Annotated in this window: 11 protein-coding genes; 6 read left to right on the top strand and 5 right to left on the bottom strand. The window is 49.4% G+C overall.

Going from position 1 to position 18,633, the window contains the following annotated elements; translation table 11 throughout:
- The first annotated feature begins 315 nt into the window (after window positions 1–315).
- Window positions 316–4,737: a PAS domain S-box protein gene (locus H6F72_RS12800; protein ID WP_190435772.1), complete on the top strand. Its 4,422-nt coding sequence runs from the start codon at window positions 316–318 to the stop codon at window positions 4,735–4,737.
- 5 nt (window positions 4,738–4,742) lie between these two features.
- On the opposite strand, the gene H6F72_RS12795 is transcribed toward H6F72_RS12800, so the two are convergent.
- The 5 genes from H6F72_RS12795 to H6F72_RS12775 form a co-directional block, all read right to left on the bottom strand.
- Complete coding sequence (locus H6F72_RS12795; RefSeq protein WP_190435769.1) at window positions 4,743–5,861, bottom strand: ATP-binding protein; 1,119 nt, start codon at window positions 5,859–5,861, stop codon at window positions 4,743–4,745.
- A 4-nt stretch (window positions 5,862–5,865) separates the two neighbouring features.
- Window positions 5,866–8,067 (bottom strand): histidine kinase dimerization/phosphoacceptor domain -containing protein, encoded by a 2,202-nt coding sequence (locus H6F72_RS12790; RefSeq protein ID WP_190435764.1) that lies wholly within the window; start codon window positions 8,065–8,067, stop codon window positions 5,866–5,868.
- Between the two features lie 181 nt (window positions 8,068–8,248).
- Complete coding sequence (rsmH, locus tag H6F72_RS12785; protein WP_190435761.1) at window positions 8,249–9,148, bottom strand: 16S rRNA (cytosine(1402)-N(4))-methyltransferase RsmH; 900 nt, start codon at window positions 9,146–9,148, stop codon at window positions 8,249–8,251.
- Window positions 9,149–9,157: 9 nt separating this feature from the next.
- A complete protein-coding gene (locus tag H6F72_RS12780) occupies window positions 9,158–11,059 on the bottom strand; it encodes a M48 family metallopeptidase (RefSeq protein ID WP_190435758.1) in 1,902 nt (633 codons plus the stop codon).
- A 169-nt stretch (window positions 11,060–11,228) separates the two neighbouring features.
- Window positions 11,229–11,513, bottom strand: a complete 285-nt coding sequence (locus H6F72_RS12775) for a hypothetical protein (protein WP_190435755.1) — start codon at window positions 11,511–11,513, stop codon at window positions 11,229–11,231.
- On the opposite strand from H6F72_RS12775, the gene H6F72_RS12770 reads away from it, so the two are divergent.
- The 5 genes from H6F72_RS12770 to glmM all read left to right on the top strand — a co-directional run bounded on the left by H6F72_RS12770 (window position 11,470) and on the right by glmM (window position 18,548).
- A complete protein-coding gene (locus tag H6F72_RS12770) occupies window positions 11,470–12,654 on the top strand; it encodes an NAD(P)H-quinone oxidoreductase subunit H (protein ID WP_190435752.1) in 1,185 nt (394 codons plus the stop codon). The two genes, H6F72_RS12775 and H6F72_RS12770, sit on opposite strands and share 44 nt — an antisense overlap.
- Before the next feature lie 348 nt (window positions 12,655–13,002).
- On the top strand, window positions 13,003–14,187 hold the full coding sequence (locus tag H6F72_RS12765; protein ID WP_190435750.1) for an NAD(P)H-quinone oxidoreductase subunit H: 1,185 nt from the start codon (window positions 13,003–13,005) through the stop codon (window positions 14,185–14,187).
- Between the two features lie 126 nt (window positions 14,188–14,313).
- Window positions 14,314–14,610 carry a hypothetical protein gene (locus H6F72_RS12760; RefSeq protein ID WP_190435746.1) on the top strand — a complete coding sequence of 99 codons (297 nt, stop codon included), beginning with the start codon at window positions 14,314–14,316 and terminating at the stop codon, window positions 14,608–14,610.
- A gap of 124 nt (window positions 14,611–14,734) precedes the next feature.
- Window positions 14,735–16,696, top strand: a complete 1,962-nt coding sequence (locus H6F72_RS12755; protein WP_190435743.1) for a sensor histidine kinase — start codon at window positions 14,735–14,737, stop codon at window positions 16,694–16,696.
- Window positions 16,697–17,060: 364 nt separating this feature from the next.
- The gene (gene glmM, locus H6F72_RS12750) at window positions 17,061–18,548 is read left to right on the top strand and encodes a phosphoglucosamine mutase (protein ID WP_190435740.1); all 1,488 of its coding nucleotides are present in this window, start codon (window positions 17,061–17,063) and stop codon (window positions 18,546–18,548) included.
- Window positions 18,549–18,633: the final 85 nt, after the last annotated feature.

The following is an 18,633-nucleotide window of genomic DNA, read 5'->3' as shown; positions in this document are numbered from 1 at the left end:
CGATAGTAGGAACGGGCTGAACTATTCCGATAATAGATCTTGCTGTCAAAAATGTATGGTTAAGCTTCATTGTGTACTCGTTATCACTTGAAGTTAACATCACCCGATCCAGCCACCACTTTATCTATCTCTTAGTCCCTGCTCTGGCTAGCGAAGGAGTGTTTGTAGAGCATGAGGGACCTTGAGTGAAACAGCCGGAAGCGTTCAGAATTTGTTGAGGCTGAGCGATTTGTTTACAGTATTTAGTACAAGGACAAGGAATAGTCGATACTGAACCAAAGCCAGCTAAGAGCGGATTGCTGATAGCCAATCGTTATGGAAGAGATTCTCAAAATCTTAGTGGTTGACGATGATGAAGCAGACCGGATGGCGGTGCGTCGGGCGCTCCAAGCTGCGGGTCTGTCGTTAGAGCTATCAGAGGTGGGTAGTTACAGTGCCGCGATCGCGCTTTTACAGCAACAATCCTTCGATGGCGTTCTCCTCGATTACCAATTACCTGACGGCGATGGCTTAACTTTAGTCCGCACCGCGCGCGAGCAAGGAGTTCAAACGGCTTTCATCGTTCTAACCAATCAGGGGGATGAGCAAGTAGCCGTTGAGCTGATGAAGGCAGGCGCTTCCGATTATCTGCCTAAAGCGAAACTGGCTCCAGAAAGTTTGTCCCGTAGCCTGCATAATGCTATCCGTCTGTGTCGTGCTGAAATTCAGGCTACGGCAGCCAACCAAAAATTGCGAGAAAGTGAAGCTCGCTTCCGCTCGTTGGTGCAAAACTCTTCTGACATCATCACCATTTTGGAGTCGGACAGCACAATTCGCTATGTCAGCCCCTCGATCGAGCGAATTTTAGGCTACCCTTCTGAAACCCTCATCGGTCAATCAGCTTTTAAGTATACTCATCCCAGCGAGGTGGCTAGGCTCCAGACCACTTTCACTCAGATTTTGGCCCAGCCTGGAATTGCGGCTCCTTTAGAATTTCGCATCCAGCATGCTCAGGGGCATTGGATTGACATAGAAGTGGTGGCGAATAACCTACTGCAAGATGCAGGCGTGAGCGGAGTCATTCTGAATTCGCGCGATATTACTGAGCGCAAGCAGCTAGAGCAGGCGTTACGAGCAAGCGAAGGGCGATTTAGGCGCTTGGCCGAAGCCAATATGATTGGGGTAATCACCGCCAGACTGACGGGCGAGATTACGGAGGCTAATGAAGCTTTCCTGGAGATGGTGGGCTACACCAGAGAGGAGTTGCAGTTAGGCCAAGTGCGTTGGGCAGCCATGACTCCCCTGGCCTACCAAGAGATGGATGCTTGGGCGATCGCGCAATTGCAAACTGCCGGAGTGTGCTCACCTTGGGAAAAGGAGTATATCCGCAAAGATGGCAGTCGGGTTTCGGTGCTGATCGGGGCAGCTTTGTTGGAGTCGGGTCAGGAGACGGTCTGCTTTGTCTTAGACATCACCCACACTAAGCAGACCGAAACCGAGCGAGAAGACCTGCTGCGACAACTAGAAACTGAGCGAGGCCGCTTGGAAGCAGTCCTAAGGCAAATGCCAGCGGGCGTAATTATTGCGGAGGCTCCCTCTGGGAAACTCGTGCTGGGCAATGAGCAAGTTGAGCAAATTTGGCGTCATTCATTTTTGCCTGCCGAGCAAATTGCGCAATATCAAGACTACCGAGGATTTGATGCGGAGGGTCGCCCCTATCAGTCACTAGATTGGCCACTGGCTCGTTCCATTGCTCACGGTGAAGTCATCACAGACGAGGAAATTCGCATTCTACGGGGAGATCAAACCTGGGGTGTGATGCGGGTTAGTTCTAGCCCCATCCGCGATCGCGACAACAATATTGTGGCTGGAGTTGTGATCTTCTACGATGTCACCGAGCGCCAGCAGGCAGAAGCCACCTTGCGTCAGCAGTTTGAGCAATTGCAGGCGATTTATCACATTACTAATACAGTCAGTCACGCGGCTGCGCTCGAAGATATTTACGCAGCTGCTTTAGGAGGATTTCAACAAGCCCTCAAAGTCGATCGCACTGCTGTACTGATCTTAGATAGCGATCGCGTCATGCGTTTTCAGGCTTGGCGACAGCTATCGGATACTTATCGGCAAGCGACTGAAGGCCGTTCTCCTTGGCCTACCGATGCCGCAAGCCCCCAGCCGATTTGGGTGGCAAATGTGGAAACTGAGCTAACCGAAGAACCTTTACAGTCGGTGATTTTGCAAGAAGGCATTCGTGCGATCGGTTTTATGCCACTAATCGCTCAGGGGCAATTGTTGGGCAAATTTCTGCTTTGCTACGATACACCCCATCACTTTACTGAAGAGGAAATTCAACTCGCCCAAACCATTGCTAATCACGTCGCCTTTGCCAAAGAACGCAAGCGCAGAGAAGCGAAAATCCTAGAGCTAAATCGCGTCTTGCAGCGACGGGTTGATGAATTGCAGACGTTGTTTGATGTGCTGCCCATTGGCATTGGCATCGCAGACGAGCCTAGCTGTGAAAATATTCGAGTCAACCCCTACTTTGCCAAGCTGCTAGAGATGCCGTTGGATGGTACTACTTCTTTAAGTAGTCCAGATTTAAGTAGTCCAAATTTAAGCAGCCCACCTAGTGCAAAGTCTACTCAATTCAGAGTTTTGCAGAATGGTCAAGAATTAGCAGCTCATGAGTTACCGCTGCGCTACGCTGCCGCGACAGGTAGAGAGGTTTTAGATACAGAGATTGACATTGTCCACAGTAATGGGCGAGTCATCAAGCTGTTGGAATATGATGCACCGCTGTTTGATGAGCAGGGAAATGTGCGAGGGTGTGTGGGTGCATTTCTCGACATTACAGAGCGCAAGCAAGCGGAGGAGTCACAGCGATTTTTGGCGGAAGCGAGCACGCTACTAGCGGCTTCTCTAGACTATCAAACCACCCTGGAAAATTTGGCTCAGTCACTGGTGCCGCGTTTAGCCGATTGGTGTGTAGTGGATGTGGTTGCAGAGGACCAAACCCTACGGCAAGTGGCGATCGCCCATACCAACCCTAAGAACGTTGCCTGGGCGGCTGAGTTATATCGGCGCTATCCCACTGACCCCAATGCTTCCAGAGGAACAGCGAACGTGATTCGCACTGGGAAATCTGAGTTTTATCCAGAAATGGACGATGCTTTGTTGATAGCAATGGCCCAAGATGCAGACCATCTAGCCTTATTGCGACAGGTGGGCTTCAGCTCAGCCATGCTAGTGCCGTTGATGGCTCGCGATCGCACTTTGGGGGTCATTTCTCTCGTGAGTGCAGAGTCGGGTCGGCGTTATACTCCAGCCGATCTGGCTTTGGCAGAAGATCTGGCCCGCCGGGCTGCTCTCGCTGCGGACAATGCGCGGCTGTATCGAGAAGCCCAAGAAGTTGGGGAAAATCTGCGACAGGCAATTCTGATTTTGGGTGAGCAGCAACAGCAGTTACGGACGTTGCAACGGTTGACGAATTTATTGAATCAACGCTTAGCCGACTTACCTGGATTGTTGCAGACAATGGTGCGCTCAGTCTGCGGAGCTATACCCGGAGCTGAATTTGGCTTGATTGCGCTGCGTAACCCTCAACGCGATCTACTAGAGCTAACCGCTAAAGTCGGTGTGGGCATGGAAAAGCTGCAACTCGATGGTTCTTACATTCGCAATGGATTTCTGGGTCAAGTTTTTCTGACCGGAGAATCGCTACTGCTGCAAGGTGAATCGTTGCGAGAATATGGCTCTGAGGAAATGCCTGCTTCCATTTATGCAGTGGCGATCGAGTCGGCTCAAGCAGGCCGCTTGGGTGTACTAGCGATTGGCAATTGGCAAGACCTCCAAGCCTTTGATGATGAAGATCAACGATTATTAGTGGCTTTTGGCGAGCAAGCGGCGATCGCAATCAACAATGCTCGTCTGATCAATGTTTTGGAGGAACGCGAAGAGCGCTTAGCGGTGCAGAATGACATTTTGGCCCGTCAGAACTCGGAGCTAGAACGGCAACGCCAACAAATTCAACTGCAAAATCTGCAACTCCTAGAAGCGGCTCAGCTCAAATCCCAGTTCCTAGCTACCATGTCTCACGAACTGCGGACTCCAATGAACGCGATCATCGGCTTCTCACAATTGCTGCTGCGCCAGCACCAGGAAAGACTAAGTGCCCCGCAACAAGACATGGTGGAGCGAATTCTCAATAACGGTAAGAATTTGCTGGCACTAATTAACGATATTCTCGACCTCTCCAAAATTGAAGTGGGCCGTCTGGAACTGAAACTAGAAGAAATTAATCTAGAGCACCTGGTCAAAGCAACCACCGAAGAGCTGCGATCGCTGGCTGAGCAAAAAAATCTAGATTTGTTGGTCAGCACTAACTTGCTGAATCCTGGCATTGTAAATGACAGTATGCGATTGCGCCAAGTCTTGGTAAATTTGCTGTCTAATGCGATTAAATTTACCGAGTCGGGCAGCGTCAAGGTGATGGCGTGGGAAGTTTCAGCCAACTGCGTCGCGATCGCGGTTCAAGACACTGGAATTGGCATTGCTGAATCAGATTTGCAACATATCTTTGAAGAGTTTCGCCAAGTAGACCAAACCACAACCCGCAAACATGGGGGAACAGGATTGGGCCTAGCAATTACAGACTGGTTAGTGCAAATGATGAATGGCTCGATTACAGTCGAAAGTGTTGTGGGGCAGGGTTCAACTTTCCGAGTAGAACTACCGCGCCAAGTCAGCCCTCACCGCTAAACTGTTTAAGCTTGGCGAGATTTTACTCGGCTATTCAAATGGAGTTGAATCGTAACGATGGTTCCTCCACCTGGGTTGCTTTCTATAGAAATTTGGCCACCATGCAGATCCAGGCATCTTTTAACCATTGTTAGCCCTAGACCAGTACCAGGAATATTTCCCACATTTTCAGCTCGCTGAAATGGCTCAAACAAGTGATTTTTGGCTTCTACCGGAATACCAATTCCGGTATCTCTAACCTGAAAAATTACTGTCTCATCCGCACAAATCAGCTCGAAATAAATATCATTACCTTCAGGCGAATATTTAATCGCATTCGAAAGTATATTGGTCAAAATGTGTCTAAGTAGTTTCTTGTCTAAAAAGGTCTGAGCACAGTCGCCTTGTTGATGAAGAACAATCCGATGTTTTAGACCTGCATTAAATTGCATTTCTTCCACAACGATTTGACAAAATTCTTCCAAATCTAAAGGAGCTGGATCAAACTTTAAGCTCCCTCCCTCGACTCGACCTACGGCTAATACGTCACTAAGCAATTGATCCATTGAGCGGATCGCATTTTGAATAACGTACAAGTACTCCCGTCTGCGCTCCTCAGGTAGATCGTGTTTTTCTTGTTCGAGGAGTTGGGCGGCAGACAAGATCGAAGTCATGGGGTTTCTAAATTCGTGAGCTGCCATAGACCAAAAACGGGATTTCAGCTCACTCAGTTCTCTCTCTTTTTCCAAAGCCACTCGAATCGCTTCTTCCGAGATTCGTCTGCGTAAAGCAACTTCAATCGCGACTTGCAAATCTCTGGCATCAAATGGTTTCAGAATATAGCCAAAGGGCTCAGTTGCTTTGGCTCGCTGCAAGGTGGCTTCATCGGCGTAAGCAGTGAGATAAATTACCGGAATATTAAAATCTGCTCGAATTTGTTCTGCGGCTTCAATGCCATCTAATTCACCCTTGAGTTGAATATCCATCAACACTAAGTCGGGTCGTATTTCTGCTGTCTGCTTAATGGCTTCCTCTCCAGAGGCAACCGTTATGGGCACCACGTAGCCTAGCTTTTTGAGTCTTTTCTCAATATCCCTGGCAACAATTCTTTCGTCTTCCACTACTAAAATTCTTTCATTGGCCATTTTTCTAGGTCCTTCCAATATTGCCTATTTCAGAAAACGTAATTACGAAAGCTGTGCCATTGCTTCTATCCAGCGCGATCGCCCCATCCAACTGTTCTGTGAAGACACACACCAACTCCAAACCCAAGGATTCAGTGTTGCGAAAGTCAATGTCTTCCGGAAATCCTATGCCATTATCCCGAACAATTAAAGTGAATTGATTGTCATTACCTGAGGTGATACTGATTTGAATTTCATTGTCTGGATTTGATCCTGAAAAAGCGTGCTTTAAGGCATTTGAAACTAATTCATTAATAATGAGGCCACAAGGAATTGCTGTATCTATGTTTAGCCAAACTCCGATAGCATTGGTCGTCAAGGTAACAGTTGAAGCAAAAGCAACATAGGAACGAATTAAATTTTCTGTCAAATCGCGAATATATTCATCAAAGTTTATTTTTAGTAAGTTGCTGGACTGGTAAAGCTTTTCGTGGATTAGTGCCATCGAGCGAATGCGGTTTTGGCTGTCGTTAAACAATGCCAAGATTTTGTCATCTTTGACATAATCAGATTGCAGTCTCAAGACGCTAGAGATGACTTGCAAATTGTTTTTAACTCGATGGTGAATTTCCTTCAGCAGCACTTCTTTCTCTTTCAGAGAAAGCTTTAGCTGTTCTTCTGCCCGTTTGCGCTCAGCTAATTCGTTCTGGACTTGGTGATAGAGTTCAGATTGCTGAATGGCGATCGCCATATGCGTGGCTAGTTGCTTGAGTAACTCAACCTCAAACTGCCGCCAGCGTCTAGGGCCTGCACAATGGTAGGCACACAACAACCCCCACAGATGCTCGCCTTGCAGGATTGGGACTACGAGGCTAGCGCGGATGTCATACAAGACCAAAATATCGATATGGCATTGAGTTAAACCCGCTCTATAGATATCTTCGGTGACTTGAGTGCGTCCTTTTTTGTAGGCTTGGGCGTAGTTTTGGCCGAAGCAGGTATCTCGAATGTTGCTGTTGAGGGCAGGCCTCCACCCCTCTGCCACTGATTCGACGACAACAGTGCCGCTCATGTCTGGATTGAAGCGGTAGATAATCACTCGGTCCGTCTGCAAAAAGCGTCGGACTTCATTCACAGCAGTCTGAAGAATTTCGTTTAAGTTGAGAGACTCCCGAATATGGAGTGCCATCGCTGTCAGAATTTGGCTGCACTGTAGCTGCTCCAGTAACTCTGCTGGATTTTCTAACAGCTGCGTTTCTAGGTCAGTATGCCAATTTTGAGTTCGTTGGTTTTTTTCGACTTCAAAATCCTCAATCGATCGCTGTAACTGTGCCACAGCGCTGCACATTTCGTCGAGATCTAAGCTGTATAGGAAGCTAGTTGGGGAAATAACGCTCAATAACTCTCCAACTTCACCAGAGACGCCCAAACGCTGCACCCGCTGTTGTTGCATTTCCCAGTAGGCCACCAACACAGACTCTGAAGCCGGGAAGCATGGTAGCGCAGCGCTCATAACCTCTTGGGTTGGGATCCGCGATAAATCGAGTCCTAAAGCCCAAAGCTGGATGATGTGCCGTTCCAGAATGATGCCTACGGGTGTCGGCACCTCATGAGTGGGAGTTGCTGCGCTCAACACCACATAATCAACTCGATGTGCGAGCATGAGCTGGGCTAAATCCAGCAATGTAGTGGTCACAGGAGCTTGAACTGCCGGAGCAGCTGCCAGCTCTACTAGCGGCTTGGATTTCAGCAATTCATCTAGCTGTAATACATTCCGAATGCTGGCAGGTGTGACTAGCCCCACCCATTGGCCTTGCGGGTCTACGACGGGCAAATGCTGAATTTGATGTTGCCGTAGGAGGGCTAGGGCAGTAAAAACATCTTGGTGCTCAGTCTGAGTTAGGGCGATCGCCGGTTGCTGCATGACCTGATCAACCCTAGTCTCTGCCAAGTTTTGATTTGTAGTAATTGCCTGGATCGCCTCTCGCTCGGAAAACACACCTAGTAACTGTGAGCCTTCAACTACCAGAATGGCGCTAGCGCGGGCTTCACCCATTAAAACGATGTTACGCGACAGTTCTAAACTGGGTAGCACGCAGCTACTCTGGGCTTTGCTCATCATGGCAATTACCTCTGCCACTGAGGTGTCAGGAGATGCCGTTAAAGGACGCCGATCGATCGCAGTCTCTAAAGCCAGTGGAGAGGTTAACGGATCTTGTGCTTGCATAGTTGAGCAGATGGTTGTTGCAGGCTAGCTACTAAGAGCGATCGTCGATACGACCCGTTATCTTTTAAGTTGAGTTTTTCTTAAGGTACCTTGTTAGAAAAGCTGGCTCAATGACCTTTTTGGAGATAAAAAGCGGCACAAAGAGTTAAAACTGCTCAGGCTGCATATGTCTAAGGGCAAGTCAGTCTGGCTGCCGTTCGGCCAACCGGAGTTTTGCGGAACGCGATCGCGGATTGTTCTCCAGTTCGTCTGGTTGGGGCAAGATGGGCTTTTTGGTCAGCACTTTGAGCAAGGGTGAATCGCGCAATCTGTGTTTCACCAGTCGATCTTCCAAGCTATGAAAACTAATCACGCCAATTCTGCCCCCCGGTGCTAACCAACCCGGTGCAGTGTCAAGAAATGTTTCTAAAACCTTGAGTTCTTGATTCACCGCAATCCGCAACGCTTGAAACACTCTAGTCGCCGGGTGGATGCGGCCATAGCGGTAGGAACGGGGGACACAACGCGCGATCGCTTCTGCCAATTCCGTCGTGGTTTGGAAGGGTCGTCGCTCCACAATATTGCGGGCAATGCGGCGCGACAGCCGCTCTTCGCCATAGTTATAGAAGATATTCGCTAGTTCTACCTCATCCCCAAAATTAATCAACTCAGCGGCGGTGAGGTCTTGGCGTTGGTCCATTCGCATGTCGAGGCTGGCTTCGTGACGAAAACTGAACCCCCGATCGGGAATATCAAACTGGGCCGAACTCACGCCTAAATCGGCAATGATGCCAGCAAATTGCACTTTTCCGGGGTCGTAAGTGGCGAAGTTGCGGTGGTAGAACTGGACGCGATCGCCAAACTCAGCTAAATTTGCCTGCGCGGCGGCGATCGCTTGTTCGTCCTGATCTAGAGCTGTGACTTGCACATCCGGTGCGGCTTCTAGGATTAAGCGACTGTGCCCGCCGCCACCCACGGTCACATCTAAATAATGGCCGCTCGCCCGGACTTCCAAGCCTGCAATCAGTTCTCGGCTCAGCACTGAGACATGGACAAAGGCTGGAGTATCCGAGTTGAGCAGTTCTTGGGAGTCCGTGGTCATGCCGATTCCTTACCGTCGATAGATCGCTGTGGGTGCTACTTGGCGTAGTTTCTTTTCTCTATTTTTGGTGTGCTTGTTCAGCAGCAGGATGTAAGTCTGCTCAGGAAATTCCATGCCATCGGCAATCTGATCAATAAATTTTTGATCGACCTGATCGCTGTTGGTCTCCCAAAACCGCTGCTGGCGCTTCACCGCCAATACATAAAAAGCTTCTTCGGGAAAGTAATGCATCACTTTCCGCACCAAGTATGCCTCTTTCAATTGATCATACCGAGCTAACTGCGTTACCAGAGATTGAATTGTCTCCGCTGAGAAATCATGGGCTAGAAATTCGTCGCTGGCTTGCACAGAAGAACGCTCTCGTCGGGCCAACATCAGGGTTTCGTAGTGCTGTTCCGCCCGTTTCTGATAAATCTGAATTTGCTCTGTTTGCCCTTGCTGGTACAAAAAATTCAGAATCAGTTCGTATCCCGATGAGGCCCAGTCGAACCGAGCTGCGATCGCCTTTTCGATGTGCTCAATGCCTGCTGCTTCTTGCTGCTCTAGCAACACTTGCCCGAGAGTGTAATGAGCAGCAGCATGCTCAGGGTCCATCGTCAGCACTGCTTCTAACAGAGGAATTGCTGCGGCTGAGTCCCGGACTTCTAAAGTCAATCTCGCTCGCTCCCAAGCTGCTTCTAGCGTCAAAGGCTGGCTTTGGGCTTGGGTTTCTAGAACTTGCAACTGTTTCTGGCATTCCTGAAGGTGGGCGTACCGTTGCCGCCAAGAAGTTGCCATCTGCTCCTGCCATTGGCGATCGAAATGAGCTGTGAGCTGAGTCAAGGTTGACCCCAACAGCACTCTGGCAGCACTGACCGATACAGGCTGGGGTAGTGTCAGGGGGTGCTCAGGTGAGAGCGAGACCCCTAAGGCAGAAAGGCGATCGCTGAGGCAAGGATGAGTGTCGGCATAATCGGTTTTGCAGGCTAGGGCATGGTTGAGCCATTGCGTAGCAGTTGCAGGCTCTGCAGGCTGGCGTAGGGCTGTGGTCAAATTGGTAAAGGCGGTGGCGGGTGGCTCAATCTGCTGCTCTACCTGTTGGTAAATTTTAGGCCAATAGGCACTTTCCAAGAATTGAGCTTGAATATTAACGTTAATCAGGGCAGCGGCAGCATGATTCGCTCCTGCTAATTCGGCGGCACAGCGATCGGCTTCATATTCGTTATTACGGGCGAGGACAAACGAATAAGCATTAAAGAACGGCGCATGCCAGTTAAAAAATCGTTCAAATAGGAACCAAGAACCCTGCTGTTCGCTGTGCTGTAGTCGCTCAAATAGTTGGGCATAGGTTTTACGAACACGGTAGATCCAACCTGAGAAGCGACTGTGATTCCCGGAGAGGTGACCTAGTTCGTGAGCCAGTACTGCCCGGAATTGCTCTAGGGAAAGGGCTTGCAGCAGCGGCAGACCCAACAGCAAGTAATTTTTTTGCCAACCCAACATGCCTAGGCGAGGAACTTGCGCGACAGCCGCGTTGAATCCCTCGGTCACTAACACATGATGAAAACGGGGAGCTTGTAGTTTTGTGGTGAGTTCGTCTAGCAGCGCGAACAGTTGGGGAGCCTGCTGTCGAGACAAAGGCAGACCTGTAGGCGGTGGAAAGGTGACCCAGAGCGATCGCAGCGCAATTAAAGCTGGAATCAAGACCAGAATTGCCAGCTTGATCATGGCGGTATGGATGCGACCGCTAAAAATCATGAACCAAGCGATCGCCGCAAACACAGCCAATAGCCCAGCAATTACAGCAAAGATATAGACATATCCCAGCACTGCCAACAAACCCACTCGCATTCTGTAAGTGGCAGGCTGCTGGCGAGCCAATTTTTCTAAACGCTGGATCAATGCTTCAAACTTTTCTTCTGTCCAAGCCATAGCCCCTCTTTCGCCTCAGCAACTGAAGACTGTAATTGGAAATCCCCCATCAGATTTCCCAGCCAACTCTTCAATTCAAGTAGGCAGATTTACTGAATTGGTGGTGCATTGATACTGCTGAATGAGGCTGCGATCGCCTTGACCCATCAATCGTGCTGATAGTGATAGTTCACAAAATCAATTGGGCTAGCTGAATCACAGCCAACTTTGGGAACCGCAACTCTCTATAATTAAGAAAATGCAATAAATTGAGTACATAAACAGACCGTGCCCATCCGCCACGCTTAGTGACGAGTTGTAGCGACGATTCCGAGGCAAATTGCTTCGTGAAGTGCTGCTGACTTGCCACTAACCACAAACCACTGATAGGTGCGGTTGCCGAAACGACGTAAAGGGGAGACTGCTCACCGATGGCAAAGATTGAAACCCGCACAGAACCCATGGTTTTGAACATGGGGCCTCACCATCCCTCCATGCATGGTGTGTTGAGGTTGGTTGTTACCCTGGACGGGGAAGATGTGGTGGACTGCGAGCCAGTGATTGGCTACTTGCACCGTGGCATGGAAAAAATTGCCGAGAACCGTACCAACATCATGTACGTCCCTTACGTCAGCCGTTGGGACTATGCAGCGGGGATGTTTAATGAAGCGGTGACGGTGAATGCTCCCGAAAAGCTAGCCGATATTGCTGTGCCTAAGCGAGCCAGTTATATCCGTGTGATCATGCTGGAGCTGAACCGCATTGCTAACCACTTGCTGTGGCTTGGCCCATTCCTAGCAGACGTAGGAGCACAAACTCCCTTCTTCTACATCTTCCGCGAACGGGAAATGATTTATGACCTGTGGGAAGCCGCGACTGGCTACCGCATGGTCAACAACAACTACTTCCGCATTGGTGGAGTTGCTGCTGACTTGCCCTATGGTTGGGTAGACAAGTGCGAAGACTTCTGCGATTACTTCCTACCCAAAGTGGATGAGTACGAGCGCCTGATCACCGACAACCCCATTTTCCGCCGTCGGGTTGAAGGCTTGGGCACCATTAGCCGCCAAGAAGCAATTAACTGGGGTCTCTCTGGTCCCATGCTGCGGGCTTCTGGTGTGAAATGGGATTTGCGTAAAGTTGATCACTACGAGTGCTACGACGACTTTGACTGGGATGTGCAGTGGGAAACCGCAGGCGATTGCTTTGCCCGCTACATCGTGCGGATTCGGGAGATGCGTGAATCGGTCAAGATTATTCGTCAGGCGATCGCGGGATTGCCAGGTGGCCCTTACGAAAATCTAGAAGCCAAGCGGATGTCTGCGGGTCCCAAGTCTGAGTGGAACGAGTTTGACTACCAGTTTATTGGTAAGAAGATTGCCCCCACCTTTAAAATCCCCTCTGGCGAACACTACGTCCGAGTCGAGAGCGGTAAAGGGGAACTGGGAATTTACATCGTTGGGGACGACACGGTCTTCCCTTGGCGTTGGAAGATTCGGGCGGCTGACTTCAATAACCTGCAAATTTTCCCTCACATCGTCCGTGGCGTGAAGGTTGCGGATATTGTCGCCATCTTGGGTAGCATCGACATCATTATGGGATCAGTCGATCGCTAACTCTCCAGTCATACATTAGTTTCTACGCTGTAATCCAGCGATCGCATGGGGTGGGTGAAAAACCTGCTCCATTTTTTTGTGGCTTTTCCTGTCGCTAGTTCAAGTCAAGGTTCAGTAATGTTCCATAGGTTCACCTCGCTGGGTGAGGCGATCGCTCCCGTAAAAGTCATAGAACTTAAGTATTAATTCTTAGTTCAGAACTCAATTTCAACAGCTCTATGGTTCTGAATCAACGCTACGAGTTGGAGCTGTTAGCCAAGCAAGATTGGTTGCGATTTGGACAGCGTTGGTGCCGTTGACCGATTGAGCCGATTCCGCCAACCCTGATAGGGAGGTTTTTGACTAATTATGGTCAAGCTTGAAACCAAAACCGAACCCATGATTCTCAACATGGGGCCACATCATCCCACCACCCACGGCTGCTTTCGCTTAGTCGTAACCCTGGATGGCGAAGAGGTGGTAGATTGCGAACCCGTGATTGGTTATCTGCATCGCGGCATGGAAAAGATTGCTGAGAACCGTACCAACCTTATGTACGTGCCCTACGTCAGTCGTTGGGACTATGGGGCGGGCATGTTTAATGAAGCCGTGACGGTGAATGCACCCGAAAAGCTGGCAGATATCCCAGTGCCCAAGCGCGCCAGCTATATCCGGGTGATCATGCTGGAACTGAACCGCATTGCCAATCACTTACTGTGGCTGGGGACGTTCGCGCATGATTTAGGATTGGGTACTCAACCGATTTGGATTTTTCGCGAGCGAGAAATGATTTATGACCTGTGGGAAGCCGCGACTGGTTACCGCATGGTCAACAACAACTACTTCCGCATCGGCGGAGTGGCCGCTGACTTACCCTACGGTTGGATAGATAAGTGCCAAGACTTTTGTGATTATCTGGGGCCACGTTTAGAAGAGTACGAGCGGGTCGTAACCAACAACCCAATCTTCCGCCACCGGGTTGAAGGTGTAGGCACAATTGGTCGAGCCGCAGCCTTGAATTGGGGTCTTTCTGGCCCCATGTTGCGAGCGACTGGCGTGAAATGGGATCTCCGCAAAGTTGATCACTATGAGTGTTATGACGACTTTGACTGGGACGTGCAGTGGGCGACAGAAGGAGATTGCTTTGCTCGCTACCGCGTCCGTTTAGGGGAAATGCGCGAGTCGATCAAAATCTTGCGCCAAGCGATCGCGGGATTGCCCGGTGGCCCTTACGAAAACCTAGAAGCTCAAAGAATCATTACAGGCCCAAAATCTCAATGGAATGAGTTTGACTACCAATTCATTGGCAAGAAAATCGCTCCCACCTTTAAAGTTCCTGCCGGAGAGCACTATGTCCGAGTCGAGAGCGGTAAAGGTGAATTGGGTGTCTATTTAATTGGGGATGATAGCGTTTTCCCTTGGCGTTGGAAAATTCGCGCCGCTGATTTCAACAATCTGCAAATCTTGCCTCACTTACTACGTGGAGTCAAAATCGCTGATATTATGGCAATTTTAGGCAGCATCGACATCATTATGGGTTCAGTCGATCGCTAATTCATGTGGCTCACTGCATCAGAAAATGTTGATGGTTCTTATAGTGGCTTCTAGGAGAGTTTTTTACCTTGGCCGCAAAAATATCTCCCAATCTCAGGAAAACGCATTTTCGTAGCAGAGGCAGTGATGAATTCGATTGGATACCGTTTGGAGCAGTACACAACCAAACGCCCTCAAGAAGTTTTGATTGTTCATGCCGAAGTTGAGGAAGAACCAGACGAAATTACGATTTTTAAGGGCTTTTCCAGTTCCCTCGTACGCCCTACCGCTTTTGATCCCGAAGTGCCGATGTTACCGGAGGGGGCCAAAATTGTGGCGATCGATCGCTTAAAAAGCCCTTATACACCCCAATCCCCGGTTTATTTAGCCCAAGGGCTAACTTGGGGGCAGATGCAGGTTCTGTTATCTCAGGTAGGCGTTTAGATGGCTACTTTACGTAAAGATAACTAGTTAATTTTAAGAATCGGTGAATTACTTACGGATTTTCCGTAATTCCTCCGAAGGAGGGTGAAGATACGCTCTAACCTCTTTCTGTGCCTCAAGGCCTATGCAGGTTCAAAACCCCAGTTCTCCTCATAGCTACGAAATCGCGGTCCCTCAGCCGCATCTGTATAAGCGATCGCTCACTTCCGAAGCAAGTTTTCAGAGGGTGAAGCAGTGGGTGCATGGCGCAAGCATTCGTCGCAAAATTGGCTCTGGCTATGCAGTCGCGATCGGGGTAGCCCTGCTAGGCACAACTGCTGGGTTAACGGTGGGAGACTACTACCAAAACCAAGCGCAGAAACAACTCACTCGCGCTGTAAAGCAAGAGCAACTGCTGAGTGAGCTGCAACGCAATGTACTGCATATGCGCTTGCACCACCACGAGTTTGTGCCGCTCCTAGAGAAACCCGCACTGTTTGAGGCTAAGCACGATCATTTCCTCAGCCATATTGATAAAACTCAGAAGATTCTGCCAAGCCTGCAATCTGTAGCTGCAACTGAGAATTCACCTACTCTCACCCAGTTTCTGCAATCAAGCCAGGGGATCGTGCGTGACTACTTCCAGCAAATGGAGGTGTTTCTGCGAGAGACAAATCCCCAAGAGCTTTCAACTACAGAACTCAAAGCTAGGCAGGCTTGGTTGCTTCAGTTTTCTACTAGCGCAGCTTCGCTCAAGTTTGATGGTCTTTTAGATAACTTAGTTCAACTGATTGAAAGCAACCGTCAGGAACAGCAGCGGGCAGAAGTGGCTTTAGCCGATGCCAAAACCCTGCGGACTGAAATCATTGCCCTAAGCATGGTACTTTCCGTTAGCATTGCGGCTATTTTGGCAGTTTTGACGAGTCGGGCGATCGCTCGTCCCCTAGAGTCTGTCACCAAGGTAGCTCAGCGAGCCACTAAGGAATCGAACTTTGAGCTGCAAGCGCCTATTACCACCCAAGATGAAGTCGGCTTGTTAGCAGCGGCCTTGAATGGGTTGATGCAGTGCGTCACCGAGCATACCCACGAACTGCAAACCGTACATCAAACGCTAGAGAAACGAGTAGAAGAACGCACAGCAGAACTTTGGCGCAAGAATGAACAGTTGGCAGAGGCTCACGACCACCTGCAACAGTTGAATGGCGAGCTGGTATCTCAAGCTCATGAGTTACATCAAGCCCTGCAAGAGCTACGTCAAACCCAAGCTCAGTTGATTCAAACCGAGAAAATGTCGAGCTTGGGCCAAATGGTGGCAGGATTTGCCCACGAAATCAATAATCCCATTACTTTCGTGGCAGCCAATCTCAACTATGCCAACACCTATATGACGCAATTGATCAGCTTGGTGCAGCTTTATCAGCAACAATATCCTCATCCTCCTGCGGTTCTCCAAGCGCAGATTGCTGATTTAGATGTTGGGTTTGTAGTGGATGACTTGCCTAAAGTTTTGACTTCGATGCAAGCGGGAACTGATCGGATTCGCCAACTCGTTCTATCGCTGCGTAACTTTTCGCGCTTAGATGAAGCAGAGATGAAGCCAGTCGATATCCATGAAGGTATCGACAACACACTGTTAATTCTCAATCATCGGCTGGCTCCAGAGATTTCAATTGTCAAGCAATACAGCAAGCTGCCCTTAGTGGAGTGCTATCCAGCACAGCTCAATCAAGTGTTCATGCATCTGCTAAATAATGCGATTGATGCACTGGTATCGCCATCAAATCAGGCGAGGAAGCAAATTACCATTGAAACTGAGGTACTGAAATTTAATCAAATAAAAATCTGTATTGCAGATAACGGTCCAGGTATTTCCAGCGAGTTCAGTAGCAAACTATTTGATCCGTTCTTTACCACCAAACCCGTGGGACAAGGCACAGGATTAGGCTTAGCGATTTGCTACCAAGTTATAGAAAAGCATCACGGCAAAATTGAGGTCACTTCTGAGATAGGGCGAGGCGCAAAGTTTATGATTACCTTGCCAATTCAAGCGATTTCTTCTGCTAATTCAGCGGCATTGCCAGCAAAGGAATTTGTTAAAGCGATCTAAACCAAGCTAGGGACGATCCAATCCGCTCCTCAACGACTTTGCAGATGCAGGCTACAACCCTAATCCAAATGGCGATCGCGTTTTAGATCGCGCTTGGATTAGCTAATACGACACATACAGCAAAGCCGTCTATTCCTTGGTTTAGTCAAATAGTAAAGTTTGAACATTACTATTTGACTAAAAAATATTTTTCTCCGGAAATGCACTCGGTAGCGCGTTACTTAAACGTATAAACTGAATATTTTGAAAAATCCTACAGATTCATAGCTGGACTGTACACTTTATGCTCTTGGCAGTAGAGCAGCCTCTGAGGGAAAGTGCTATTCTCCACTGTGAGTGTGTTGTGAGTGGAGTGCTTAAATTTATGGTCACATCCCCTGCCCGGACGCAACGTCCTAGCTTAGCTTCGATTTCGATTTCAAAGGTACAGTCTGCCCCCTCTGAGCCCACAATTCAAAAACAACCGCTTCAACTCAACCTACCAGCTACTCCGCTATTTGGTACTGATGGGATTCGAGGCCATGCGGGTGATTTGTTGAGCGCTCCTTTAGCGCTACAAGTGGGTTTTTGGGCAGGTCGTGTATTGCAATCTCACACGACGACATCAGGCCCGATCATTTTGGGCCAAGATTCCAGAAATTCTAGCGATATGTTAGCGATGGCGCTCTCTGCGGGCTTGACCGCTGCTGGCCTAGAAGTTTGGAATTTAGGGCTGTGCCCTACTCCCAGTGTTGCTTATCTCGCTCAAACCACCGGGGCGCTGGGTGGTGTCATGATCTCAGCCAGCCACAATCCTCCAGAAGATAACGGCATCAAGTTTTTTGGCCCAGATGGAGCCAAGCTAACCCTAGCAGTCCAAGCTCAAATTGAAGCGGCGATCCGGGGTAATGCGGTAGATGTGAAGCCGCAACTCCAGGGTGGCGATCGCTGGGGACAGCACTACCATCGGCCAGAACTATTGAGCAAGTATGTGGAGTCGCTACACAAGCCGCTACTTCCAGCCGTGAACTTGCAAGGCATGCGGATTGTCTTGGATCTCGCTTGGGGTGCAGCCGCGAACTTAGCGCCTGAGGTATTTACGGCGATGGGTGCTGAGGTGATTTGTCTCCACGACAGTCCAGACGGCGATCGCATTAACGTTAACTGCGGTTCCACCCATCTTGACCCGCTACGGGCAGCAGTGAAGCAGCATAACGCTCATATCGGCTTTGCCTTTGATGGTGATGCCGACCGAGTGCTGGCCGTGGATGCTCAAGGCCGCACTGTGGATGGGGACTATATTCTATATTTCTGGGGCCAAACGCTACGTCAAGCGCAAGAGTTACCCGGCGACACCATCGTTTCGACGGTAATGGCAAACTTGGGCTTCGAGCGGGCTTGGGAAAAACAAGGCGGTAAACTGCTGCGTACTGCCGTAGGGGATCAATATGTCCACGCCGAAATGCTGCGCCAAGGTGCCATGTTAGGCGGCGAGCAATCGGGGCACATTCTCTGTCGGCACTATAGCGTCAGTGGGGATGGCCTACTAACTGCTTTACACCTGGCAGCACTGGTGCGAGGGGCAGGTACTTCTTTGGCAGATTTAGTCGATCAAAGCTTCCAAACTTATCCCCAGCTACTCAAGAATGTGCGAGTTGAGGATCGCGATCGCCGTTTGAACTGGCAAAACTGTGATGGTTTGCAGAATGCGATCGCTCAAGCCGAAGCCCATATGGGAGACCAAGGCCGAATTTTGGTTCGAGCCTCTGGAACCGAACCTGTGATTCGAGTCATGGTAGAAGCGGCTAGTGCCGAGTTGGCATCTTACTGGACAGACAATCTAGTTTTAGCTGTACAAGAGCATTTGACTTAGCACTACTCAGAGTTTATTTTTTTGGCAGCACTGGTAGCGGCTCGATAGTTTGCTAGGAAGTAGAGGGTTGTTGAAAGCAGCGAAA

Origin of the sequence: Trichocoleus sp. FACHB-46 (assembly GCF_014695385.1) — a bacterium.
GTDB lineage: Bacteria > Cyanobacteriota > Cyanobacteriia > FACHB-46 > FACHB-46 > Trichocoleus.
Note: the sequence above shows the minus strand (reverse complement) of the source record. Positions and strands in the feature narration are given on the sequence as shown.